The following is a 21644-nucleotide window of genomic DNA, read 5'->3' as shown; positions in this document are numbered from 1 at the left end:
ATGGGCGGGGGCGATCGCGCAAGCGGATCGCGGACGGGATTGATTTCGAGATGCAGGTTTCCGGAGCCGAGGCGGCCACGAGCTACGCCTACAAGGCCTCGCTGATCGGCTCGGCGCATCGCTTCGAGCTGACGGAGGAGGGGCTGTCCTGGCACATTGCCGGCCGTTCGGGCCTGTGGCGCTATGACGAGATCTCGGCGATCCGGCTGTCGTTCCGCCCGGTGTCGATGCAGCAGCACCGCTTTCGCGCCGATGTCAGCCACAGCGGCGGCGGCCGCATCGCGATCCTGTCGACGAGCTGGCAGACCGCGGCCCTGATGGCGCCGCAGGACAACGGCTTTCGCGATTTTCTGATCGAGCTCCATGCGCGGATGGCGAAAGCGGGCAGCCGCGCCGAATTGACCGCAGGTCTCGGCCGCAAGACCTATGCGGCGGTGCTGGCGTTCCTGGCGGTGCTCGCCGTGGCGATGGCCGGGCTGTTGATCCGCGCCCTCATGATCGGCGAATTCGCCGGCGTGCTGTTCATCCTCGGCTTTGCCGCGCTGTTCGCCTGGCAGGTCGGCGGCTTCGTGCGGCGCAACCAGCCGCAGAGCTACAGTTTCGATCGCGTGCCGAAGGCCCTGCTGCCGTAGTCTTCACAGCGCGCTACTCCGTCGAGTCGAAATCCTCTTCCTTGGTGCCGAGCAGCGAGACGATTGTGCGCAGGCCGGAATCGAGCTGCTCCGGGGTGGGCGGAGCGAGTGCGAGCCGCACCGCATTCGGTGCATGGCCATGCGCGATCGCGAAGGTCGAGGACGGCGTCAGCGCGATGCCGCGCCTTGCTGCTGCGGCGACGAAGGTCTGCGAGCGCCAGTGCGACGGCAACGTCAACCACAAATGATATGCGCGTGTGTCGGCCGCGATCTGGTAGCCGGCGAGCAGTCTCGCCGCGGTCTGCTGGCGGCGTGCGGCGTCGAGGCGTTTCAGCCGCGTCAGCTCGGCGACGGTGCCGTCGGCCATCAGCCGCTGGCCGGACGCGAGCGCGTGGCCCGAGGCGATCCAGCCGCCGGTGCGGACCGCGCTCATCACGCTCTCGCGCAAGTGAGGCGGTGTGACGAGGATGCCGAGTGCAAGGCCCGGCGCGACCTTCTTGGACAGGCTGTCGATCACGATGCAGCGGTCCGGCCCGAGCGCGGCCAGCGGCGTGTCGTCGGCAAGGAAGCCGTAGACGGCGTCCTCGATGATGGTGAGATCGAGCTTCTCGGCAACGCGCATGATGTCGGCGCGCCGCGTCGCGTTCATGGTGACGCCGAGCGGGTTCTGGATGATGGGCTGCAAGTACAGCGCCGACAGATGCGCCTCGCGATGCGCCTTCTGGATTGCGTCGGGCCGCGCGCCGAATTCGTCCATCGGGATCGGCACCAGCGTGATGCCGAGCCGCGCGGCGATGCTCTTGACGTAAGGATAGGTCAGCGCCTCGACGCCGCAGCGGCCGCCGGTCGGAACGAGCGCGGCAAGCGCGGCCGCGAGCGATTGCTTGCCGTTGGCGGTGAAGACGATCTGCTCGGCCTGCGGCGCGAAATCCTTGCGCGCGAGATACGCGGCCGCCGCATTGCGCGCGCTTTTGGTGCCGGTGCTCGTCGAGACACGCAGCGCCGATTCGAGCGCGTCGACGCGCTCCAGCCCCGCGAGGCTCTTGGCGATCATCGCCCATTGCTGCGGCAATAACGGATAATTGACTTCGAAATCGATCCGAGCATCGCGCGGCTCGCTCAGCGCCTCGACCTCGCGCCTGATGTCCCCGGAGATGAAGGTACCGCGGCCGACCTCGCCGACCACGAGGCCGCGGCGGAGCAGCTCCGTATAAACCCGGCTCGCGGTCGAGACCGCGATGCCGCGATCATAGGCAAAATTGCGCTGCGGCGGCAGTCGGTCGCCGGGCCTTAACGTGCCGTTAGAGATATCCGAGGCAATGGCATCGGCAAGCTTCACGTACTCGAACTTGGACATTATTGCACCGAGAGCAATGTTTTACTTGCTCCGAGTAGTGTACTGGAGCATTTAAGTTCCATCAAGTTCCACGATTGAGCCGAGGGGAGCGAGAGCAATCCGACGGCAAATGAGGTGCAGGCGCTGAGTGCGTCCGCGCCAACGGCACCTGCTTCGCCGCGCGGGACGATACGCCGGAGAAGAAACATGACCACGATCTCGCAAACTGCCGGGCGGAGCTTACGCCCATCCTCGTCGAGCGGATTTTTTGCAACGCTCGCCAATGCCGCCTACGCGCTGTTCGACCGCCTGGAGCGCCGCTCCGCCGTCAAGACCCTGAACGAGCTCGACGACCGCGCCCTGCGCGACATCGGCATCAATCGCAGCCAGATCGAGGACGCCGTCTACGGGCAGTTCAAGGCCGAGCTGTCGCGGTATCTGTGAGCCTCTCGTGTCCCGGACGCGCTGCAGCGTTCTTACGCTGCTGCGCAGAGCCGGGACCCAAAGTGCCACAGAACTCGCTGCTGCATGGGCCCCGGCTCTGCAGCGCACCGCTGAAGTAGCGCTGCGCCGCGTCCTGGGCACGAGAGCGGAGTTTTCGGGCGCAACTGTTTCCGCATCGTCATTGCGAGCGCAGCGAAGCAATCCAGAAATGCATCCGCGGAAAGACTCTGGATTGCTTCGCTGCGCTCGCAATGACGGAGTGTGTGGTTGGCACCATCGTTCCTTTCGCTCGCGTCTCAATCGCAGACACACCTTCGCGTCCTCGCGGCTCATCTCGCCCGAGCTTTGCCTCAATGCCTTGCCCCCAATGAAAGAGGGCGCAGGGAAGGCCGGGTGCCGGCCGGGCACCCACGGTCCACTGTGCGAAACGTGGCGACAAGAAACTGCACAGCGGCATACAGGTGAAGCCTAACACACGGCCTTCCCTGCGCAGTGGTTTTACGGTTTATGTCGCGCTCTCCTCGGGGAGCGATGCACTATTGCCCCCGTCGCCATGCGGATGACTGATGCGCGCGCCCGGTCGGGTCGCCACATCACCGCATGACTTGGCGCACAGACCCCGGGCGCCAGGACCACACGATTTGGCCGTACGCTGATGGCACCGGTCGTATGCACGACGACCTTGCTCACGGTCTCCCGCCCTGCAAATCCGTTCGCGCCAACGCCATCTGCGTCCACCGCCGCCCGGCCCGCGTTCGTGACGATCGCGATACGCCCCTCTTCCTTGGGCCGGAGTGGGTGCACTATCCGTCAATTCCGAATTTCGGTAAAGCGGAATATTTTTGGCGGGACGTCTTGACCGATTTCTTGGGTGTTTTGCCCGACGGGCAGCGCGAGGTCTTGTAGCCCGGATGAGCGAAGCGATATCCGGGATTCCGTCCGCGAGCAGTCCCGGGTGTCGCTTCGCTCACCCGGGCTACGAATTGAGAACTCGCTGCTGCCCTCAGTGCCTGACCACCAGCACGGAGCACTTGGCATAGCGCACGACGTGCCCAGCATTGGAGCCGAGGAAATAGGTGCGCATCGCCGGCCGGTGTGAGGTCATCACGATCAAATCGGCCTTCATGTGCACGGCTTCCTCGAGGATCTCGTGGTAGATGCCGCCCTGGCGAACCACGCTGGAGATGCGAGCAGGCTCGATGCCGGATTCGCGCGCGACGATGGCGAGGGCTTCCTCCGAAGTCTGGCGCTGCTGCTCGTCGAAATCGGCCGGCACATATTCGGCGAGCATCACCGGCGTCATCGGCAGCACGTTGAGCAGGCGCACCGTGCCGCTCCAGGTCTGCGACAGCGTGGCCGCGGTCGCGATCGCCGGCTTGGCGAGGTCGGTGTCGGCGAGGTCGATGGGCACGAGGATGGACTTGAACATCTGCGCCTCCAGTCTTCCAGTCAGGAAGTCTAGAGCCATTTTCGTTCCGATGGAATCGGAACGGAGCTCCAGCTTCTTGTTTGGACGCGTTTTCTTGACGCGAACCGGTGTCCACTTCGCTCGAAAACGCTCATGTGGACCAAGCTGACAACCGGTCGAGACGGCGCCCGCGCGTCTCAGGCCGATCGAAGCAGCTTGGGGCTGACGAACAGCACCAGCTTGCCGCGGCGGTAGGCCACGTCCCCCCAATCCTTGACGTCAAAGTCGAAGATCGCAAGCCCCGCCGTGGGCAGGTTGTGGGCGAGCGCCTTGGCGCCGGCGTGATCGCCGCCGCCGATCAGCATCAGGGCGATCTCGTGCATGCCGGGATTGTGGCCGACCAGCAGCAACCGCTTCGGATCGGAGGGAATAGTTGCAGTGCGAATGGATTCCAGGATCTGCGCGGGATCGGCGTGATAGAGCTCTGGCAGGATCTCGACCTGCGGCGCCGGGACGCGGTCCTTCATCGTGTCCCAGGCGATGTCCCAGGTCTGCCGGGCGCGGACGGCATGCGACACCAGCACGGCATTGGGGAAGGGCGGATGGCTGGCGATCCAGTCGCCTATCTGGGCGGCATCCTTGTGGCCGCGGTCGTCGAGGCGGCGATCCTGGTCACGGCCGCTTGGCGCGTCAGTCTCGGTCTTGGCGTGACGCAGCAGCATCAAACGGCGCATGGCATTCTCGAATCGTTCCACGTCCAGGATAATCTACAGACGCCGGTTGAGGACAAGGTGACAAGCGCCCGATCGGTTCTTTAAAGCGGCGATGAGGCAAGAACAAATCGTCATCGCGATTTAAGTTGTTGTTATGAGCATGATCTTTTCGCAAAAACCGCTGCACACTTTTCCGGTTCATGCTCTAAGAAAACGACATGAGCGAGACTTTCACAAGCGTATCCCAGGAAGAAGCCGGCCTTCGCGAGCGCACGCGGCTGTCGTTCGAGCTCGACGCCGATATCTGCGTGATCGGAGCCGGGCTTGCGGGGCTCTCCATCGCGCTGGAGGCGGCCCGGCTCGGGGCCAGCGTCGCAGTGCTCGAGGGCCGGCATGTCGGCTGGAATGCCTCCGGCAACCAGCTCGGCACCGTGATGCCGGGCTTTGCGCTGCCGCTCACTGAGCTGATCGAGCGCATCGGCTTCGAGGACGCCCGCGAATTGTGGGCGCTGTCGAAGGAGGGGGCCGAATTCGTCCGCGCCAACGCCACCGAGGAGAACATGCCGGGGATCGCCCCCAGCGACGGCGTGCTGGAGGTCTCCAACGTCGATGCCGGCGACCGCCTGATCAGCCGGTTGCAGATGCTGAACGAGGATTTCGACACCGAGGTCGAGGGCTGGCAGGTCGATCGCGTCCGCGAGGTGCTGAAGACCGATCATTACTTCCACGGCGTGCACTACCCCAGGGCGTTCCAGGTCGACGGCCGCAAATACGTGCACGGCCTTGCGGGGCTGGCGCGGCGGGCAGGCGCCCGCATCTTCGAGGACACGCCGGTCGTCAGCATCGATCATTCCGGCATCCGCAAGCGCATCGTCACGCCATCGGCGCGGCTACGCGCCACCCACATCGTGCTCGCCGGCAACATCCATCTCGGCGCGCCCTTGCGACGCCTGTCGGAGACGCTGCTGCCGGTCTGGCGTTATGCCGGCATCACCGCGCCGCTCGGCGAGCGCGTGCACGAGATCATCGCCTTCAAGGGATCGGTGATGGATTCCGACGGCGTCGATCATTTCCGCATCGTCGATGGCGACCGCCTGATGTGGGAGAGCCCGGAGACCACCTGGGCCGCGCGACCGCAGCGTTTTGCAGGCAGCGTCAAGCGGCGCATCCGCACGATCTTCCCCCAGCTCGGCAACGTCGAGATCACCGAGACGTTCGCCGGCGCCACCGGCCAGACCGTGCACGGCATGCCGCAGATCGGCCAGTTGCGCAAAGGCCTGTGGGTGGCGAGCGGATTCGGCCGCCAGGGCATGAACACTTCGGCCATGGCCGGACAGTTGATCGCGCGCAGCGTCCTGTGGGGCGATGAACGCTGGAAGCTGTTCTCGCCGTTCGAGCTGGTCTGGGCGGGCGGGGCGACCGGCCGTGTTGCCGGCCAATTGGTCGGCATCTGGGGCAGGGCGAGCTCCGCCGCCGCGGGCTCGCTCGCCCGCTACCGCGAACGTGCCAGGGTCAAGGACAGGGAGCGCGAGGCCCGTCTCGCCGAAGCCAACCGCGCCGCCGGGACCGGGCCGCGCCGTCCGCCGCCCGGCGTGCGGCCGCGGCCGGCGCCTGCACCGGAACATGCGGCCCAAGGCGTGAAGCAGGCTCCGGAACCGGCTGTCCAGGACCAGAGCGTCTCGCAATAAGTTGAGAAATCCTCCGCCCGGAAGTGTAACGTCGGCCGTTAGAGCCCGTATCTCAGGGCGTGGACTCCCCGCGCACGGAGAATGAGATGTTTGACCGCCGCATCCTGCTAACGACTGTCGCCGGCCTGTTCGGCCTTTCGGCCTTCCGCTGGTTGAGAGGATCACCTGCCGAGGCTGGCGAGAAGGCCGCGGAAACGTTCGAGATCACCAAGACGGAGGCCGAATGGCGTGCCCAGCTCACGCCGCAGCAATATGAGATCCTGCGCAATCACGGCACCGAGCGGCCGGGCTCCAGCCCGCTCTTGAAGGAGCATCGCAAGGGCATTTTCGCCTGCGCCGGCTGCGACCTGCCGCTGTTTGCGTCGGAGACCAAATTCGAGAGCGGCACGGGCTGGCCGAGCTTCTACCAGCCGATCGAGGGCAATGTCGGCAAGACCGAGGACCGCACCTACGGCATGGTGCGCACCGAGGTGCATTGCCGGCGCTGCGGCGGCCATCTCGGTCACGTCTTCGACGACGGTCCGAAGCCGACCGGACTGCGCTACTGCATCGACGGTTTCGGGCTGGTTTTCCACCCGGCTGCGGCCTCGGCGACGTAGGTCTTTCTCCTCGTCATTCCGGGGGCGGTCCGCAGGACCGAACCCGGAATCTGGTTCTCAGGTGCGCAATTGCGCACCGGAGTTCGGTCCTGTGGACCGCCCCGGAATGACCCGATGTCCCGGCAATAGTTGCCGGTCCCGGCAATTGTGCCCCGGTCATCGGACCGGGGCTTTTTCGTTAAGGCATTGATTTCACGCGAGTACCCGCATTGGCATGGCCCTTGCGACTGTCTCTTCCGACTGCGGCCATGGTCGACCGGCCGCCGAGCTCGGATTTGGAGACAAAGTTATGGGTATCTTCGATGCAATGAACACCTCGGTGGGTGGCCTGCAGGCGCAGTCCTACGCGCTGCAGAACATTTCCGGCAACATCGCGAACTCATCCACCACCGGTTACAAGGGCATCGGCACCAGCTTCGTCGATCTCATTCCCGACTCCTCGGTTCCGAGCAAGCAGGTCGCGGGCGGCGTGACGGCCAACGCGAAGGCCACCATCACCACGCAGGGCACGATCTCGGGCTCCACCGTCGCCACCAACATGGCGATCACCGGCGACGGCTTCTTCTCCATCCAGAAGGCGACCGGCGTCGTCGACAACGTGCCGGTGTTCAGCGGCGTCACCTACTATACCCGCCGCGGCGACTTCCAGCTCAATGCCAACGGCAACCTGGTCAACGGCGCCGGCTATTACCTGATGGGCACCACGGTCGACCCCAAGACCGGCAACCCCACCGGCAACGTGGCGACGGTCCTGAAATTCCAGAACAACTTCATCCCGGCGCAGGCGACGACCTCGATCCAGTACGCCGCGAACCTGCCCAGCGTGCCGAATACGGCGGCGAGCTCAACCGCGGCGACCGGCACGCTGCTGGCGGCCGGCGGCCTGAACCCGTCTGACTTCGCCGCCAACCCGATGATCGTCGGCACGCCGCCGCCGCCCTACACGAATGCGACGATCTCCGGTGCTGCCGCCACCGGCAATCTGCGCTCGGCCTATACGGCGACGACTGCGACCGGCACGGTGGCGCTGCTGGACAGCGCTTCGGCGGTGGCGAGTGGCGCCACGTCTCTCGATTCCGGCGTGGCCCCGCATCTCAACAACAGCCTTCTCACCAACCTCGCCGGCAAGCAACTGACGGTCAACAACCGGACCATCAACTTCGACAACACCGTCTCGAACACTTCGACGGCCGCAGGCCCCCCTATCGTCACCACGATCGGTCTGAAGTCGCCGACCACCTCAACGATGCAGGACGTCCTCAATGAGATCGCGTCCGGAGCCGGCGTCGCCCCCGCCAACGTGACGATCAACTCCAGCGGTAACATCCAGATTACGTCCAGCACCACGGCCGACGTCACGATCGGCGGCACTGCGGCAAGCTTGCTCGGCGTCAGCAGCGTGACGCGCGGTGGTAACGTGCTGTCCACCCCTGCGATCACGAGTGGTACACAGCTCGGCGGCACCGCGCAGCCCGGCCAGGCCGAGGTCTTGTCGACGCCCTTCGTGGCCGGCAACACGATCCAGGTCAACGGCACGGGACCCGCCAATACGATCACCTTCGTGAACTCCGGCGCCACCCCTCCGAACCAGATCAACATCACCGACTCCATCGCGACCCTGCTCACCCAGATCGACCAGCTCAGCGGTGCGAGCGGTTCTTCGATCAGCAACGGCGTGATCACGCTGAACACCGGTATCGCCAATCCGACCCTGACGGTGACGAGCAACAACAGCAGCGCCTTCGCCGCGCTCGGCTTCACGTCGTCCATTTCCAAGAACCGCGGCGGCGGCGGTACGGCCGGCACCGGCGGCGTGATCGGCAACGACATCGCGACCTTCACCAAGGAATCGATCAGCGGCGGTGCGGTGACCGCCTACAACGCCGCGGGCACGCCGGTGAACCTACAGCTGCGTTGGGCCAAGACCGACAGCGCCTCGCTGGGCACCGGCCATTCCGACACCTGGAATCTGTTCTACCAGACCGATCCGAACGCGACCGGCACGACGGTGGGCTGGGTCAATGCCGGGCAGGCCTTCACCTTCGCCGCCGACGGCTCGCTGACCTCGCCGAGCACCTCGGGCGTCACCATCAACAATGTCAGCGTCGGCGGTCAGTCGCTCGGCTCGCTCGCCTTCAACATCTCTCAGGGCGGCCTGACGCAATATGCCAGCACCAGCGGCGCGGTGACCATCAACACCATCACCCAGAACGGCTATGCCGCCGGTCAGCTCCGCTCCGTCGCCGTCAACAACAACGGCCTCGTGGTCGGTACGTTCTCCAACGGCCAGAACCTCGACCTCGCGCAGGTCTCGCTGTCGCACTTCAACGGCACGAATTACCTGAAGGCCCTCGATGGCGGCGCCTATGCCGCGACCGAGCAGTCGGGCCCTGCGATCGACGGCGCTTCGGGCACGATCAGCGGCTCGTCGCTGGAAGGCTCCAACACCGACATCGCCGACGAGTTCACCAAGCTGATCGTGACCCAGCAGGCCTACTCGGCCAACACCAAGGTGATCACGACGGCGAACTCGATGGTGCAGGACCTCCTGAACGTGTTGCGCTGATCGGCGCGTGACGTAACCAAAGGCGGCTAGTGACATGGGTTTGAGTTCAGCCCTCGCCAGTGCGATGAGCGGTCTGCGTGCCAACCAGGCCGCGCTCTCGATCGTCTCCTCGAACGTCGCGAATGCGCAGACGCCGGGTTACGTCGTCCAGACCCCGAACCAGATCGAGGTCACCACCGGCGATTTCGGCTCGACGGCGATGACGACCGGCGTCAGCCGGGAGCTCGACGCCTTCGTGCAGAACCAGCTGCGCACCGAAACCGGCGGCAGCGGCTACGCCGACCAGATGGCCAACATCCTGAAGCAGCTTCAGAATGTCTATGGCACGCCCGGCAACAGCGGCACGCTCGAAACCGCGCTGAACAATTTCACGACGGCGCTGCAGGCGCTGTCGACCAGCTCGGGCGCGTCGTCCGCGCAGACGGTTGCCCTCGGTGCGGCGCAGGCGCTGGCCACGCAGCTCAACGTCACGACCAAAGGCATCCAGTCGCTGCGCTCCAATGTCGAGCAGGATCTCGGCACCTCGGCGCAGGCCGCCAACGCCGCGATGCAGCAGGTCGCCACCATCAACACCAAGCTGCAGGGTCTGTCGGCCAACGACCCCTCGGCCGCGACATTGATGGACCAGCGCGACCAGGCCATCAACACGCTGTCGAAATATGTCGACGTCCGCGTCACCACCGACGGATCGAACCAGGCCAACATCTACACGACCACAGGCATCCAGCTGGTCGGCGCCGGGCTCGCTTCGCAATTCACCTTCGCTTCCGCAGGCGCAATTTCGGCGACGTCACTGTACAACACTGATCCCGCCAAGTCCGGCGTCGGCGCGCTCAACATCGTGCTGCCGAACGGCTCGAAGGTGGACGTCGTCGCCAACAACGTGGTCTCGTCGGGCCAGATCGCGGCCGACCTCAAGCTGCGCGACCAGACGCTGGTGCAGGCGCAGAACCAGATCGACCAGCTCGCCGCCACGATGTCGAGCGCGCTCTCCGACAAGACCACGGCCGGCAGCACCGTCTCCGGTCCGCCGGCAGGCTTCGACGTCGACCTCGCCGGTGCGCTGCCGGGCAACACCGCCACCTTCACCTACACGGATGTCGCGACCAATACCCAGCGCCAGATCACGCTGGTCAACGTGACCGATCCGGCGGCGCTGCCGCTGCAGAATGCGACCAACGCCAACCCGATGCAGATCGGCGTGAATTTCGCCGCTGGCGCGAGCACGATCGCCTCCGTGCTGAACACCGCGCTCTCGGGCTCGCACGTGTCCTTCTCAGCCGCGCCGTCTCCGGCGACCGGCTCGACGCTGCGGATCACCGACGACAGCAGCGGCCTCGCCAAGGTCAATTTGGCCACGACGAGAAAGACGATGTCGTCGCTGACCTCGGGCAATCCGCAACTGGCTGTTTTCACCGATGGCGGGCAGGCGCTCTACACCGGCGCGATCTCGGCCTCGGGCTCGCAGCTGACGGGCTTTGCCGGACGCATCAAGGTGAACACGCAGCTGGCCGCCGACCCGACCAGGATGTCGGTGTACAACACTTCGCCGGTGACGCCCGCGGGAGACACCACGCGCTCGGACTATCTCTACTCGCAGCTCACCAGCGCGGTGTTCTCCTATTCGCCGACGACCGGCCTCGGCTCGGCCAATCAGCCCTTCACCGGCAGCGTCTCGAACTATCTGCAGCAGTTCCTGAGCGTGCAGGCCAACGCCTCGACCCAGGCCACCCAGCTCCAGCAGGGTCAGAGCGTCGTGGTCTCGACGCTGCAGGCCAAGTTCGACTCGACCGCCAAGGTCAATCTGGACTCGGAGATGTCGAACCTGATCCAGCTGCAGAATGCCTATGCCGCCAACGCCCACGTCATGTCGGTGGTGCAGAGCATGATGAACACGTTGATCCAGGCTCAAGTGTAGAAGTAACAGGGCGCTGAAACATGTCGATCAGCAGTATCAATTATTCCTCGTCGGTTCTGGGCTCGCAGATCCGCAACATCAATCAGCAGCTCACCGACCTGTCGACACAGCTCTCGACCGGCAAGCTGTCGCAGAACTATTCCGGCATGGGTACCAACGAGGGTTTTGCGATCGCTTCGCGCGCGCAGCTCTCCAACATCGCGGCCTATACCGACACGATCACGAACGTCAACGTGAGCATCAACCTTGCCAATACCGCGCTGCAGTCGCTGACGAAGATCCGCAGCACGGTGCAGACCGGCTCCGCCAACACCGCGCAGGATCTCAACGTCAACGGACAGACGATCGCGCAGAACACCGCCGCCGCCCAGTTCGGCTCGATGGTCGGCGTGCTCAATACGCAGACGGGCAACCGCTATCTGTTCTCGGGAACGGCGGTCAACACGCAGTCGGTTGCGGACGCCGGCGACATCATCAACGGCACCACGACGCAGGCGGGCTTCAAGACCGTCATGGCGGAGCGCCAGGCCGCCGACTTGGGGGCCAACGGCATGGGGCGGCTGGTGCAGACGCAGCCGACGCCGAGCTCGGTGCAGGTGTCCGAAGACGTCGCTGGCTCGCCCTTCGGGCTCAAGATCAAGTCGGTGTCCTCGACGCTGACGGGTGCGACCGTCACCGGCCCGAGCGGCTCGCCGGTGTCGTTCTCCGTCGATCTCAACGGTGTCAATCCGAACAACGGCGATAAGCTCAGCATCCAGTTCACGCTGCCAGACGGCACGACCGAGCAGATCGATCTGACCGCGTCCTCGGCGACACCGACGCCGCTCGGCAGCTTTGCGATCGATGCGAGCGTCCCGGTCAACCCGAACAATACCGCCGCGAATCTCAACACGGCGCTGAACACGGCGATCAAGAAGCTCTCCAACACCTCGCTGGTTGCGGCGTCGGCCGTGACCGCCGGTGACAATTTCTTCAACACCGCAAGCTCCGCGATCGGCGCTGCCAAGACCAACCAGGCGGCTCCGCCCGCACCGATCAGTGGTGCGACGGCGCTGTCCGGCACCAGCCCCTCGGACTCGATCTCGCCGGGCTTCGTCGCCGGCGACACCATCACCGTCAACGGCACCACGCTCACCTTCGTCAGCTCGGGCGCGACCGGCAACCAGCTCAACGTCACCGACAGTATCCAGACCCTGCTGAGCAAGATCGACGCGATCACGGGGACGTCGAAGCCGTCGACGGTCCATGGCGGCGCGATCATGATCAACACCGACGATGCGGCGAGCCTGAACATCACGAGCTTGAACACGAGTGCGCTGGGCTCGCTCGGCTTCAGCGCGACGCCCGTGACCGCCACGCAGCCGCCGTTGCGCGTCGGCTCCTCGCCGGCGAGCTCGGCGACGACGCTGGTCAACGGCTCCGCCAACACCGTGAAATGGTACCTCGGCAATGACGGGCCCGGCTCGCCGCGCTCCACCGCGATGGCGCGGGTCGACGATTCCATCACGGTGCAGTACGGCGCGCAGGCGGACGAGGACGCGATCCGCCGGCAGTTGCAGGCGATCGCCGTGTTCGGGACGTTCTCGACCTCGCCGACCGGACAGTATTCGGGCGGGCAGGTCTCGGCGCTGAGCCTTCGGGTGACCCAGGCGCTGACCCAGCAGCCCGGCCAGCAGCGCATCGAGGACATCCAGACCGACATCGCGATGGCCCAGAACACGATGAAGGATGCGAGCACGCGCCAGACCCAGGCCAAGGCGCAGCTCCAGAGCATCGTCGACCAGGCGGAATCGGCCTCGCCCGACCAGGTCGCGAGCGAGATCCTGGCGCTCCAGAACGCGTTGCAGGCGTCCTACCAGGTGACCTCGAACCTGGCGCAGCTCTCGCTCGTCAAGTTCCTGTAAGGATGCGTTAAGACGCCGTTAACCATGCCTGTTTACCTCTTGGTGAGGATTGCAAGCGGGGGCGGAGCGGTCGATGTCTGACAGGATGCAGCTGGTGGTGGCAACGCCTTGCTTCGGCGGGCAGGTGTCGAGCATCTATGCGAGCTCGATCTTCGCGCTCCAGCGCGCCGTGCACGGCATGTCCAATCTCGAGCTCAAGGTGCACTTGCGCGACGGCGACGCGCTGATCACGCGGGCGCGGGCCAATCTGGCCGCGATGTTCCTGGACGATCCCAAGGCGACGCACTTCCTGTTCATCGACGCCGATATCGGCTTCAAGCCGGAGCAGGTGTTCCGGCTGATCGAATGCGGCGCCGACGTCGTTGCGGGCTGCTATCCGATCAAGCGGGTCAACTGGGACAAGGCCGCGCGTGCGATCCAGTCAGGTCGGGCCGACGTGCCGGCCGCCTCGCTCGACTACGTGCTCGAAATAGAGGATCCCGACCGCATCGTGGTGGTCAACGGCTTTACCCGCGTACGTTACGCCGGCACGGGCTTCCTGATGATCCGCCGTCACGTGCTGGAGGCGATGTGCCGCCATCCGGACTACGCCAACCTTCGGTTCTTCCGCGAGCATTCACATGACACGCTGGCGGCGAGCCAGAATAGGTTCGCGCTGTTCGAATGCATGATCGACCCGGCGACCGGCACCTATCTCTCCGAGGACTTCGCCTTCTGCAAGCGCTGGACCGATATCGGCGGCGAGATCTGGGCCGACATCCAGAGCTCGCTCGACCATGTCGGGCCCTCGGTGTTCCACGGCGATATCGCCTCTCAGTTCGCGCCGGCGCCTGCGGCGGCGGCCGACGCGGCCTGAGCGCTTCGGGATGAGCACCGGCGCATCCCGTCTGCCAGACATCGAACGAGCGTCCGACGGCGGCTCGCGCTATCGCTTGCGCGATCTCTTCACGCCGCTCGACACGCTGCTGGTCTCCGGCGGCGACCCGCGCCTGACGCTCGATCCTGACGATCGCGTCAACGCCTATGGCTGTGCGCCATCGCCGGAGCCGGAGATCTGGAATTTTGCTTCGTCGACCGCGTCCACGATCTCGCAAGCCGCCTACGATCGCGCTGCGCTGGCGCGCGAAGAGCTGATGCACCGATGCCTGTTCGACGAGGTCGAGGTCGCCTTCGACGCACGCTGCGAGGGCATGCGCGAGGAGCTGCGCGGCCATCTCCAGCTCTCGCCGCGCGTCGACATCGTGTTCTCGCCGTCAGGCACCGACTCCCAGCTCCATGCCCTGTTCCTCGCGCGCGCGGTGCTCGGCGCACCGCCGGTGACGATCGTGGTCGGCGCCGATCAGACCGGAAGCGGGACGGCCCATACTGCGGGCGGGCGCCATTTCAGCACGCTGACGGCGAGCGGCCTTGCGGTGCGCAAGGACAGTGCGGTGGCCGGGCTTGCTGGTGACAGCATCGCGGTGCCGTTGCTCGACGCCGCCGCGTCCGACATCGCGATGCGCGCCGATGCCGACGCTGCAGTAATGCGTGCAATCGAGAACAGCCTCGCGCAAGGCCGGTGCGTTCTTCTGCACATCATGGATTCGTCAAAACTCGGCTGGCGCGCGCCGAGTGCTGCCTGCCTCGATGAGATCGCGCGGCGCTGGCCGCGCAAGGTTCAGGTGGTCGTCGATGCCTGCCAGGCGCGACTCGGTCGCCGCCGGCTGCGTTCCTATCTCGACCGCGGTTACATGGTTTTGATGACAGGCTCGAAATTCTTCGGCGGCCCCGCCTTCAGCGGCGCGCTGCTGGTGCCGAAGGGCCTGTCGCGGTCGATCGACCGAATTGGCGCGATGGCGCCGGGCATCTTCGACTATGCCGGCCGCTGCGACTGGCCGACGGCCTGGACGGCGCTGCGCTCGCGATTCGAGCGCCGGCCGAATTTCGGTCAATGGCTCCGCTGGGAGGCCGCACTGGCGCAGATCGGCAGCTACTATGCCGTGCCGGGCGCATTCCGCGCCAAAGCGCTGGCCGAGCTCGCTGCCGGCATCGACAGCATGATCGCGCTGTCGCCATCGTTTCAAGCCGTTCCGAATGCATCCGGGCAGGCCGGCGTGGATGACGAGGAATTTGCGGCGGCCACGATCTTTCTGTTCACGTTGCTGCGCGACGGCAAGCCGGTCTCCATCGCGGACACCAGCGCGGTGCATCGCGCTCTGGCGCGTGACATGAGCAACGACATCGGCGGTAGTGCGGCGGACCGGCAGGTCGCCGCACAACGCTGCCTCGTTGGTCAGCCGGTACGGCTTGAGCGGGCGGACGGCAAGCAAGGATTGCTGCGGCTGTGTGTCGGCGCGCGGCTGGTTACCGAAGCCTGGTCGGCGGACGCCGCACAATCGCAACGCAATTTGCAGCAGATCCTCGATCGCATCGCCCACGTGCTGGTGAAGATCGAGCTGCTGCTCGACGGTGCCACGGCTGCGCCGGGGAAGTTCGTGCTCGAGGCCTAAGATGCTGCATCCTGTTTCCGCCCCGAACGGCGCCACCGCGCCAGCCCATTCCGACCGTATCGGCTTTGCGCAGTTGACGCGCCGGGCCTTCGAGGGCGGCAATCTGCATCCGTTGCGCGAGAAGCTTCTGGCGCGGATCGCGGAAGGAATCGCGGAGGCAGGCGAGGGGCTGGACCTGTCGCTGATTGCCCAGCTGCTCGGCGAGAAGGAGGCCGGCCTCGTGATCCAGACCGAGGTGCTCGCCTTCCATCAATTGTTTCGCACGCCTTGCGCGGCTGCCAAACCGCGCATGCGCGTGCTGGCGCTCGCGGCCGATATCGACATGGGGGGCAATACGCCGATCGAGTTCCTGCTCGAAGGCTCCGACATCGAGCTGCTGACGCTCTACGTGGTGAAGGGCGTCGGCCTGCCCGAGACATTGCCCGAGCACGACGTGGCCATCGTGGTCGCCTCCGATTCCGCGGAATGCCGCGAGGCACTCGCCGTCATCGAACAGGCCGCGGCGCGCTGGCCGCGGCCGCTGCTCAATCGCCCCGAGCTGATTGGCAATCTCGATCGCGACAAGCTCTATCGGTTGCTGGCTGATATCCCCGGTCTCGATATTCCCGTGACCGCCAACGCGACCCGTGCGCAATTGACGGCTCTCTCAGAGGGACAGATCGCTTGCGCGGAGATTACGAGCGAATTGCACTTTCCAATGATCGTACGGCCGCGCGGCACGCACGCCGGCGTCGGGCTCGCGAAGGTCGACGATGCTGCGGCGCTGAAGGCCTATCTGGCCGAGCGACAGGAGCAGGACTTTTTCGTCGCGCGTTTCGTCAACTACGCGAGCTCCGACGGGCTCTTCCGCAAGATCCGGCTCACCATGGTCGACGGCAAGCCTTATGCCTGTCACATGGCGATCGCCGATCGTTGGGACATCTGGTATCTCAACGCCTACATGGCGTTCAGCGAGGAGAAGCGCGCTGAAGAGGCCGTCTTCATGCAAGACTTCGATCACGCCTTCGCGGCACGCCACAAGAATGCGCTCGACGAGATGAGCCGGCGCGTCGGCCTCGACTATTTCATCGTCGACTGCGCCGAGAACCAGGACGGCGAGCTGCTGGTGTTCGAGGCCGACAACACCGCCGTCGTGCACAACATGGATCCGCCCGCCGTGTTTCCATACAAGCCGCCGCAGATGCGCAAGATCTTCGCCGCGTTCACGGCGATGCTGTCGCGGCATGCAAAGGCGGGCGAGGGGGCTGCAGCATGAACGAGATCATCCGCAACACGCAAGGCTCGGTCACGCACACTTCGCTCGATCCGCAGGACTGGAGCGAATTCCGCGCGCTCGCCCATCGCATGCTCGACGAGGCGATCGACGGCATCGCCAACGTTCGCGGCCGTCCCGTCTGGCGGCCGATCCCCGATGAGGTCCGCGCGGCTATCAAGTCCGACGTGCCGCGTGAGGCAACCGACCTCGCCGATGTCTATCGCGAGTTCGCAGCGCATGTCGCGCCTTACGCGACCGGCAACGTTCATCCCGGCTTCATGGGCTGGGTGCATGGCGGCGGCACGGCTGTCGGCATGGTCGCGGAAATGCTCGCCGCGGGTCTGAACGCCAATCTCGGCGGGCGCGATCACATGCCGATCGAGGTCGAGCGCCAGATCGTCGACTGGATGCGCCGCCTGTTCGCCTTCCCGGAAGAAGCGAGCGGCATCTTCGTCACGGGCACATCGATGGCCAATCTGATGGCGGTGCTGGTGGCACGCAACGCTGCGCTCGGCACGCTGGCGCGGCAGCACGGCATCGGCAATGACGGCGCGCTGCTCACGGCCTACACGTCGCGGGCCGCGCATGGCTGTGTCTCCAGGGCGATGGACATCGCCGGGCTCGGCACCGATGCACTGCGCAAGATCGGCGTCGATACAGATCACCGCATCGATGTGGCCGCGCTGCGTGCGCAGATCGCGGCCGATCGCGAGGTCGGCTTCAAGCCGTTCCTGGTCGTCGCGTCCGCCGGCACGGTCGATGTCGGTGCGATCGACGATCTCAGGGCCGTCGCGGAGCTGTGCCGCGAAGAAGGAATCTGGTTTCACGTCGACGGCGCTTTTGGCGCGCTCGCAATTCTCTCTCCCGAACTTGCGCCATTGCTCGGCGGCATCGAGCTAGCCGACTCCATTGCGCTCGACTTCCACAAATGGGGACAGGTGCCCTATGACGCCGGCTTCCTGCTGGTACGCGACGGCGAGCGACATCGGCAGGCCTTCGCCCAGCCGGCGGCCTATCTCAGCCGCGAGGCGAGGGGGCTGGCGGCAGGTGCGGTCTGGCCTTGCGATCTCGGCCCCGATCTGTCGCGCGGCTTCCGGGCGCTGAAGACCTGGTTCACGCTGAAGACGTTCGGCACCGACCGGCTGGGTGCGGTGATCGCGCGAAGCTGCGCGCTCGCCAAATATCTGGAGGCGCGCGTGCTGGCCGAACCGCGGCTGGAGTTGCTGGCGCCGGTGAATCTCAACATCGTCTGCTTCCGCTATCGGTGCGGCGATGCGGTCAATCGCGAGATCGTTGCCGACATCCAGGAGTCCGGCATCGCCGCGCCATCGGGCACGACGCTGAACGGCAAGTTTGCGATCCGCGCCGCGATCGTCAATCACCGAACGAACGAGACCGATATCGATGCGCTGGTTGCGGCCGTGCTGGAGTTCGGCGGACGGCGGAGCGGCGGAGTGATCGAGGTCGAGGCGCCGCCGCTCGTGGCGCAATAGCATCGGTGCATGGCTGAAACGACAACGGCCCCGGAGGCGATCCGGGGCCGTTGTCGTTTGTGCGGCTTGGCCGTTCGGGCCAACGCCTGCGTCAGGCGGCGGTGCTGACGTCGTCCTTGTCCGCCGGCGCCTTGGGATGCGTGGCCTCGAACTGGCTGCGCAGCTTCTCCTCATAGGCGATCAGCTTGCGGGCTTCCTTCAGCGCCCGGTAGAGGTCGCCGTTCAGGATGTTGTTATTGATGCCTTCGATGATCGGCCAGGAGCTCGGCACCGCGGTGACGATGTCCCGCACCAGGTTGAAATAGGTGCCGTGCTGGGTCTGCGGATCCGGCGAGATGTACATGAGCTGGACCGCCAGATAGACGAGCTTGGCGGGGGTGTCGGCGGTCTCGGGCGTGAGGATGTCGCGCTCGCGCAGGATCGGCACGTTCTCGCCATCGATCAGGAGGCGGGCCCGCTGGTCCGTGTTGGTGATCACGGAATTGCCGACGATGATGCGTTCGTGCGGTTTGAGCTCGACCTTGAGAGCCATGCCTGTTCTCCATCAACGCTTTCGTAACCGAGCGTGAGTTGGGGCGGATCAGGGTGCAATACTCCCTCAACATTAGTTAACGAGTTCTAAATTGCCGGCGTTCGTGCCGAAAAAGTCAATCATATCAATGTAGGAATTGCGCGGCGGTGCAGCGGCGAGGGCGGCTGGATCGGCCGAATCACGCGCTGACTGAGCGAAAGCGCCGATTTCATTTCATGTTTCGTTAGAGGTCTCGACGCCAGGGTCCGCCGGTCGCTGGATCCATCTCGATCCAAGCAGACGCGTAACAGTAGCGTCGTTTACCAGAAAGGTAACAGAGTCATGTCAGGCATCGTCCTCTCCGCGTCGGTTCGTCAGAACCTCCTCTCCCTCCAGTCCACCGCTGATCTTCTCGCCACCACGCAGAACCGTCTGTCGACCGGCAAGAGCGTCAACTCGGCCCTGGACAATCCCACCAACTTCTTCACGGCCCAGTCGCTCGACAACCGCGCCAGCGACATCAACAACCTGCTCGATGGCATCGCCAACGGCGTGCAGGTGCTGCAGGCCGCCAACACCGGCATCACCTCGCTGCAGAAGCTGATCGACAGCGCCAAGTCGATCGCCAACCAGGCGCTGCAGACCACGGTCGGCTACTCCACCAAGTCGAACGTCTCGGCCACCATCTCGGGTGCGACGTCGGCGGACCTCCGTGGCACGACCTCTTTCGCCAGCGCGACGGCGAGCAGCAACGTCGTCTATAGCGGCGCGGCCGGCGGCACCACCGCGGCGACCGGTACCACCACGCTCGGCGCGACCATCGGTTCCTTTGCGAGCACTGGCGCAACGGCCGGTGACGGCTCCACGGCCCTGTCCGGCGCCATCACCCTGATCGCCACCAACGGCACGACTGCAAGCGGCCTGCTCGGCAACGCCCAGCCTGCCGACGGCGACACGCTGACCGTGAACGGCAAGACCATCACCTTCCGCTGGGGTGCTGCTCCGGCGTCGACCGGGGTTGCGACCGGCTCGGGCGTCAGCGGCAACCTCGTCACCGACGGCAACGGCAACACCACCGTCTATCTCGGCACGGCGGGTACTCCGGCTGCGACCGTCAACGATCTCTTGTCCGCGATCGATCTGGCCAGCGGCGTGAAGACGGTGTCCATCAGCTCCGGCGCTGCGACGATCTCCGTGAGCGCCAGCCAGCCGGGTGCTGCGGTCTCGACCGCTGCTGCCGGCGCGGTCACGCTGAAGAGCTCGACGGGTGCGGATCTGAGCGTCACCGGCAAGGCCGACCTGCTCAAGGCGCTCGGCCTGACCACGGCCGTCGGCGGCGGCAACGCCACCATCAACGTCAACCGGACCACGAGCGCGGCCTCGCTGGGTGCGACCATCGCGGACGGTTCGACGCTGAACGTCGACGGTCACGTCATCACCTTCAAGAACGCGCCGATCCCGGGCTCGACCGGTGCTCCGAGCGTTCCGAGCGGTTTTGGTACGAGCGGTAACGTCCTCACCGACGGCGCCGGCAACTCGACGGTCTATCTGCAGGCCGGCACGCTCAATGACGTGCTGAAGGCGATCGACCTTGCCACCGGCGTGCAGACCGCGACGGTCAATGCCAACGGCACTGCGACGCTTGCGACGGCCACCGGCCAGACCAACTCGTCGATCAACGCCTCGGGTCAGCTCAAGCTCTCGACCGGCGTCAACGCCGATCTGTCGATCACCGGCACGGGCAATGCGTTGAATGCGCTCGGCCTTGCCGGCAACACCGGGACTGCGACCGCCTTCACCGCGGCCCGCACCTCCGGCGTCGGCGGCATCAGCGGCAAGACCTTGACCTTCGCCTCCTTCAGCGGCGGCACGGCGGTCAACGTCACCTTCGGCGACGGCACCAACGGCACGGTCAAGACGCTCGATCAGCTCAACACCAAGCTTCAGGCCAACAACCTGACGGCAACGATCGACGCCAACGGCCTGCTGACCGTTTCGACCACCAACGACTACGCGTCCTCGACCATCGGTTCGAGCGCCGCGGGTGGTGCGATCGGCGGCACGCTGACCACGTCGCTGACCTTCTCGACGGCTTCCACCCCCGTCCAGGATGCGGTTGCTCAGACCTCGCGTGCGAACCTGGTGTCTCAGTACAACAACATCCTGAACCAGATCGACTCGACTGCGCAGGACTCCTCGTTCAACGGCGTCAACCTGTTGAACGGCGACCAGCTCAAGCTGGTGTTCGACGAGACCGGCAAGTCGAACCTCAGCATCACTGGCGTGACCTACAACTCCAAGGGTCTGGGCCTCGCCGCGCTGACCAGCGGTGTCGACTTCATCGACAACGCTGCCACCAACAAGGTGCTGACCAACCTGAACTCAGCGTCGAGCACGCTGCGTTCGGAAGCCTCGGCTCTCGGCTCGAACCTGACGATCGTGCAGGTTCGTCAGGACTTCAACAAGAGCCTGATCAACGTGCTGCAGACCGGTTCGTCCAACCTGACGCTGGCCGACACCAACGTCGAAGCGGCCAACAGCCAGGCGCTGTCGACCCGCCAGTCGATTGCGGTCTCCGCTCTGTCGCTGGCCAACCAGTCGCAGCAGAGCGTGCTCCAGCTGCTCCGCTAACAAGCGGCTGACATCGCTAAGCAAGATCCGGCGGCGGGGCTTCGGCCCCGCCGCTTT

General features: G+C 65.4%; 16 protein-coding genes. 12 read left to right on the top strand and 4 right to left on the bottom strand.

What is annotated here, in order from left to right; all coding sequences use genetic code 11:
* The first annotated feature begins 50 nt into the window (after window positions 1-50).
* Window positions 51-632: a hypothetical protein gene (locus IQ16_RS26245; RefSeq protein WP_018642848.1), complete on the top strand. Its 582-nt coding sequence runs from the start codon at window positions 51-53 to the stop codon at window positions 630-632.
* Between the two features lie 13 nt (window positions 633-645).
* Here IQ16_RS26245 and IQ16_RS26240 read toward each other — a convergent pair whose 3' ends face one another.
* Window positions 646-1989 carry an aminotransferase-like domain-containing protein gene (locus IQ16_RS26240; protein ID WP_018642847.1) on the bottom strand — a complete coding sequence of 448 codons (1344 nt, stop codon included), beginning with the start codon at window positions 1987-1989 and terminating at the stop codon, window positions 646-648.
* A gap of 186 nt (window positions 1990-2175) precedes the next feature.
* Between IQ16_RS26240 and IQ16_RS26235 the strand changes: the two genes are divergently transcribed.
* Entirely contained in the window at window positions 2176-2412 is a 237-nt protein-coding gene (locus IQ16_RS26235; RefSeq protein WP_026311968.1) for a DUF1127 domain-containing protein, read from the top strand.
* A 1003-nt stretch (window positions 2413-3415) separates the two neighbouring features.
* Here IQ16_RS26235 and IQ16_RS26225 read toward each other — a convergent pair.
* Window positions 3416-3841, bottom strand: a complete 426-nt coding sequence (locus tag IQ16_RS26225; RefSeq protein ID WP_018642845.1) for a universal stress protein — start codon at window positions 3839-3841, stop codon at window positions 3416-3418.
* A gap of 176 nt (window positions 3842-4017) precedes the next feature.
* The gene (locus IQ16_RS26215; RefSeq protein WP_018642844.1) at window positions 4018-4554 is read right to left on the bottom strand and encodes a SixA phosphatase family protein; all 537 of its coding nucleotides are present in this window, start codon (window positions 4552-4554) and stop codon (window positions 4018-4020) included.
* 197 nt (window positions 4555-4751) lie between these two features.
* Between IQ16_RS26215 and IQ16_RS26210 the strand changes: the two genes are divergently transcribed.
* The 9 genes from IQ16_RS26210 (at window position 4752) to IQ16_RS26170 (ending at window position 18445) form a co-directional block, all read left to right on the top strand.
* The gene (locus tag IQ16_RS26210) at window positions 4752-6221 is read left to right on the top strand and encodes an NAD(P)/FAD-dependent oxidoreductase (protein WP_018642843.1); all 1470 of its coding nucleotides are present in this window, start codon (window positions 4752-4754) and stop codon (window positions 6219-6221) included.
* Window positions 6222-6307: 86 nt separating this feature from the next.
* The gene (gene msrB, locus IQ16_RS26205; RefSeq protein WP_026311967.1) at window positions 6308-6820 is read left to right on the top strand and encodes a peptide-methionine (R)-S-oxide reductase MsrB; all 513 of its coding nucleotides are present in this window, start codon (window positions 6308-6310) and stop codon (window positions 6818-6820) included.
* Between the two features lie 289 nt (window positions 6821-7109).
* On the top strand, window positions 7110-9386 hold the full coding sequence (locus tag IQ16_RS26200) for a flagellar hook-basal body complex protein (RefSeq protein ID WP_018642841.1): 2277 nt from the start codon (window positions 7110-7112) through the stop codon (window positions 9384-9386).
* Window positions 9387-9420: 34 nt separating this feature from the next.
* Complete coding sequence (gene flgK / locus IQ16_RS26195; RefSeq protein ID WP_018642840.1) at window positions 9421-11304, top strand: flagellar hook-associated protein FlgK; 1884 nt, start codon at window positions 9421-9423, stop codon at window positions 11302-11304.
* A 20-nt stretch (window positions 11305-11324) separates the two neighbouring features.
* Complete coding sequence (locus IQ16_RS26190) at window positions 11325-13208, top strand: flagellin family protein (protein WP_018642839.1); 1884 nt, start codon at window positions 11325-11327, stop codon at window positions 13206-13208.
* Between the two features lie 73 nt (window positions 13209-13281).
* On the top strand, window positions 13282-14064 hold the full coding sequence (locus IQ16_RS26185) for a hypothetical protein (protein ID WP_018642838.1): 783 nt from the start codon (window positions 13282-13284) through the stop codon (window positions 14062-14064).
* Between the two features lie 10 nt (window positions 14065-14074).
* Entirely contained in the window at window positions 14075-15697 is a 1623-nt protein-coding gene (locus tag IQ16_RS26180) for a hypothetical protein (RefSeq protein WP_018642837.1), read from the top strand.
* Window position 15698: 1 nt separating this feature from the next.
* Window positions 15699-16952: an ATP-grasp domain-containing protein gene (locus IQ16_RS26175; protein ID WP_026311966.1), complete on the top strand. Its 1254-nt coding sequence runs from the start codon at window positions 15699-15701 to the stop codon at window positions 16950-16952.
* Window positions 16949-18445 (top strand): pyridoxal phosphate-dependent decarboxylase family protein, encoded by a 1497-nt coding sequence (locus IQ16_RS26170; RefSeq protein WP_018642835.1) that lies wholly within the window; start codon window positions 16949-16951, stop codon window positions 18443-18445. Before IQ16_RS26175 ends, IQ16_RS26170 begins: the two co-directional genes overlap by 4 nt.
* A gap of 91 nt (window positions 18446-18536) precedes the next feature.
* Here IQ16_RS26170 and flbT read toward each other — a convergent pair whose 3' ends face one another.
* Window positions 18537-18977, bottom strand: a complete 441-nt coding sequence (flbT, locus tag IQ16_RS26165) for a flagellar biosynthesis repressor FlbT (RefSeq protein WP_145831829.1) — start codon at window positions 18975-18977, stop codon at window positions 18537-18539.
* 321 nt (window positions 18978-19298) lie between these two features.
* On the opposite strand from flbT, the gene IQ16_RS26160 reads away from it, so the two are divergent.
* Window positions 19299-21587 (top strand): DUF1522 domain-containing protein, encoded by a 2289-nt coding sequence (locus IQ16_RS26160; RefSeq protein ID WP_145831828.1) that lies wholly within the window; start codon window positions 19299-19301, stop codon window positions 21585-21587.
* The last annotated feature ends 57 nt before the right edge of the window (window positions 21588-21644 follow it).

Origin of the sequence: Bradyrhizobium huanghuaihaiense, from assembly GCF_007830635.1 — a bacterium.
GTDB classification, from domain to species: Bacteria; Pseudomonadota; Alphaproteobacteria; order Rhizobiales; family Xanthobacteraceae; genus Bradyrhizobium; species Bradyrhizobium huanghuaihaiense.
This window is presented reverse-complemented; position numbering and strand designations above follow the sequence as displayed.

Coding starts and splice junctions, on each gene's coding strand:
- IQ16_RS26210 (WP_018642843.1), top strand. CDS start 4,752: ATGAGCGAGACTTTCACAAGCGTATCCCAGGAAGAAGCCGGCCTTCGC.
- msrB (WP_026311967.1), top strand. CDS start 6,308: ATGTTTGACCGCCGCATCCTGCTAACGACTGTCGCCGGCCTGTTCGGC.
- IQ16_RS26235 (WP_026311968.1), top strand. CDS start 2,176: ATGACCACGATCTCGCAAACTGCCGGGCGGAGCTTACGCCCATCCTCG.
- IQ16_RS26225 (WP_018642845.1), bottom strand. CDS start 3,841: ATGTTCAAGTCCATCCTCGTGCCCATCGACCTCGCCGACACCGACCTC.
- IQ16_RS26170 (WP_018642835.1), top strand. CDS start 16,949: ATGAACGAGATCATCCGCAACACGCAAGGCTCGGTCACGCACACTTCG.
- IQ16_RS26215 (WP_018642844.1), bottom strand. CDS start 4,554: ATGCGCCGTTTGATGCTGCTGCGTCACGCCAAGACCGAGACTGACGCG.
- flbT (WP_145831829.1), bottom strand. CDS start 18,977: ATGGCTCTCAAGGTCGAGCTCAAACCGCACGAACGCATCATCGTCGGC.
- flgK (WP_018642840.1), top strand. CDS start 9,421: ATGGGTTTGAGTTCAGCCCTCGCCAGTGCGATGAGCGGTCTGCGTGCC.
- IQ16_RS26160 (WP_145831828.1), top strand. CDS start 19,299: ATGTCAGGCATCGTCCTCTCCGCGTCGGTTCGTCAGAACCTCCTCTCC.
- IQ16_RS26185 (WP_018642838.1), top strand. CDS start 13,282: ATGTCTGACAGGATGCAGCTGGTGGTGGCAACGCCTTGCTTCGGCGGG.
- IQ16_RS26180 (WP_018642837.1), top strand. CDS start 14,075: ATGAGCACCGGCGCATCCCGTCTGCCAGACATCGAACGAGCGTCCGAC.
- IQ16_RS26245 (WP_018642848.1), top strand. CDS start 51: ATGCAGGTTTCCGGAGCCGAGGCGGCCACGAGCTACGCCTACAAGGCC.
- IQ16_RS26200 (WP_018642841.1), top strand. CDS start 7,110: ATGGGTATCTTCGATGCAATGAACACCTCGGTGGGTGGCCTGCAGGCG.
- IQ16_RS26190 (WP_018642839.1), top strand. CDS start 11,325: ATGTCGATCAGCAGTATCAATTATTCCTCGTCGGTTCTGGGCTCGCAG.
- IQ16_RS26175 (WP_026311966.1), top strand. CDS start 15,699: ATGCTGCATCCTGTTTCCGCCCCGAACGGCGCCACCGCGCCAGCCCAT.
- IQ16_RS26240 (WP_018642847.1), bottom strand. CDS start 1,989: ATGTCCAAGTTCGAGTACGTGAAGCTTGCCGATGCCATTGCCTCGGAT.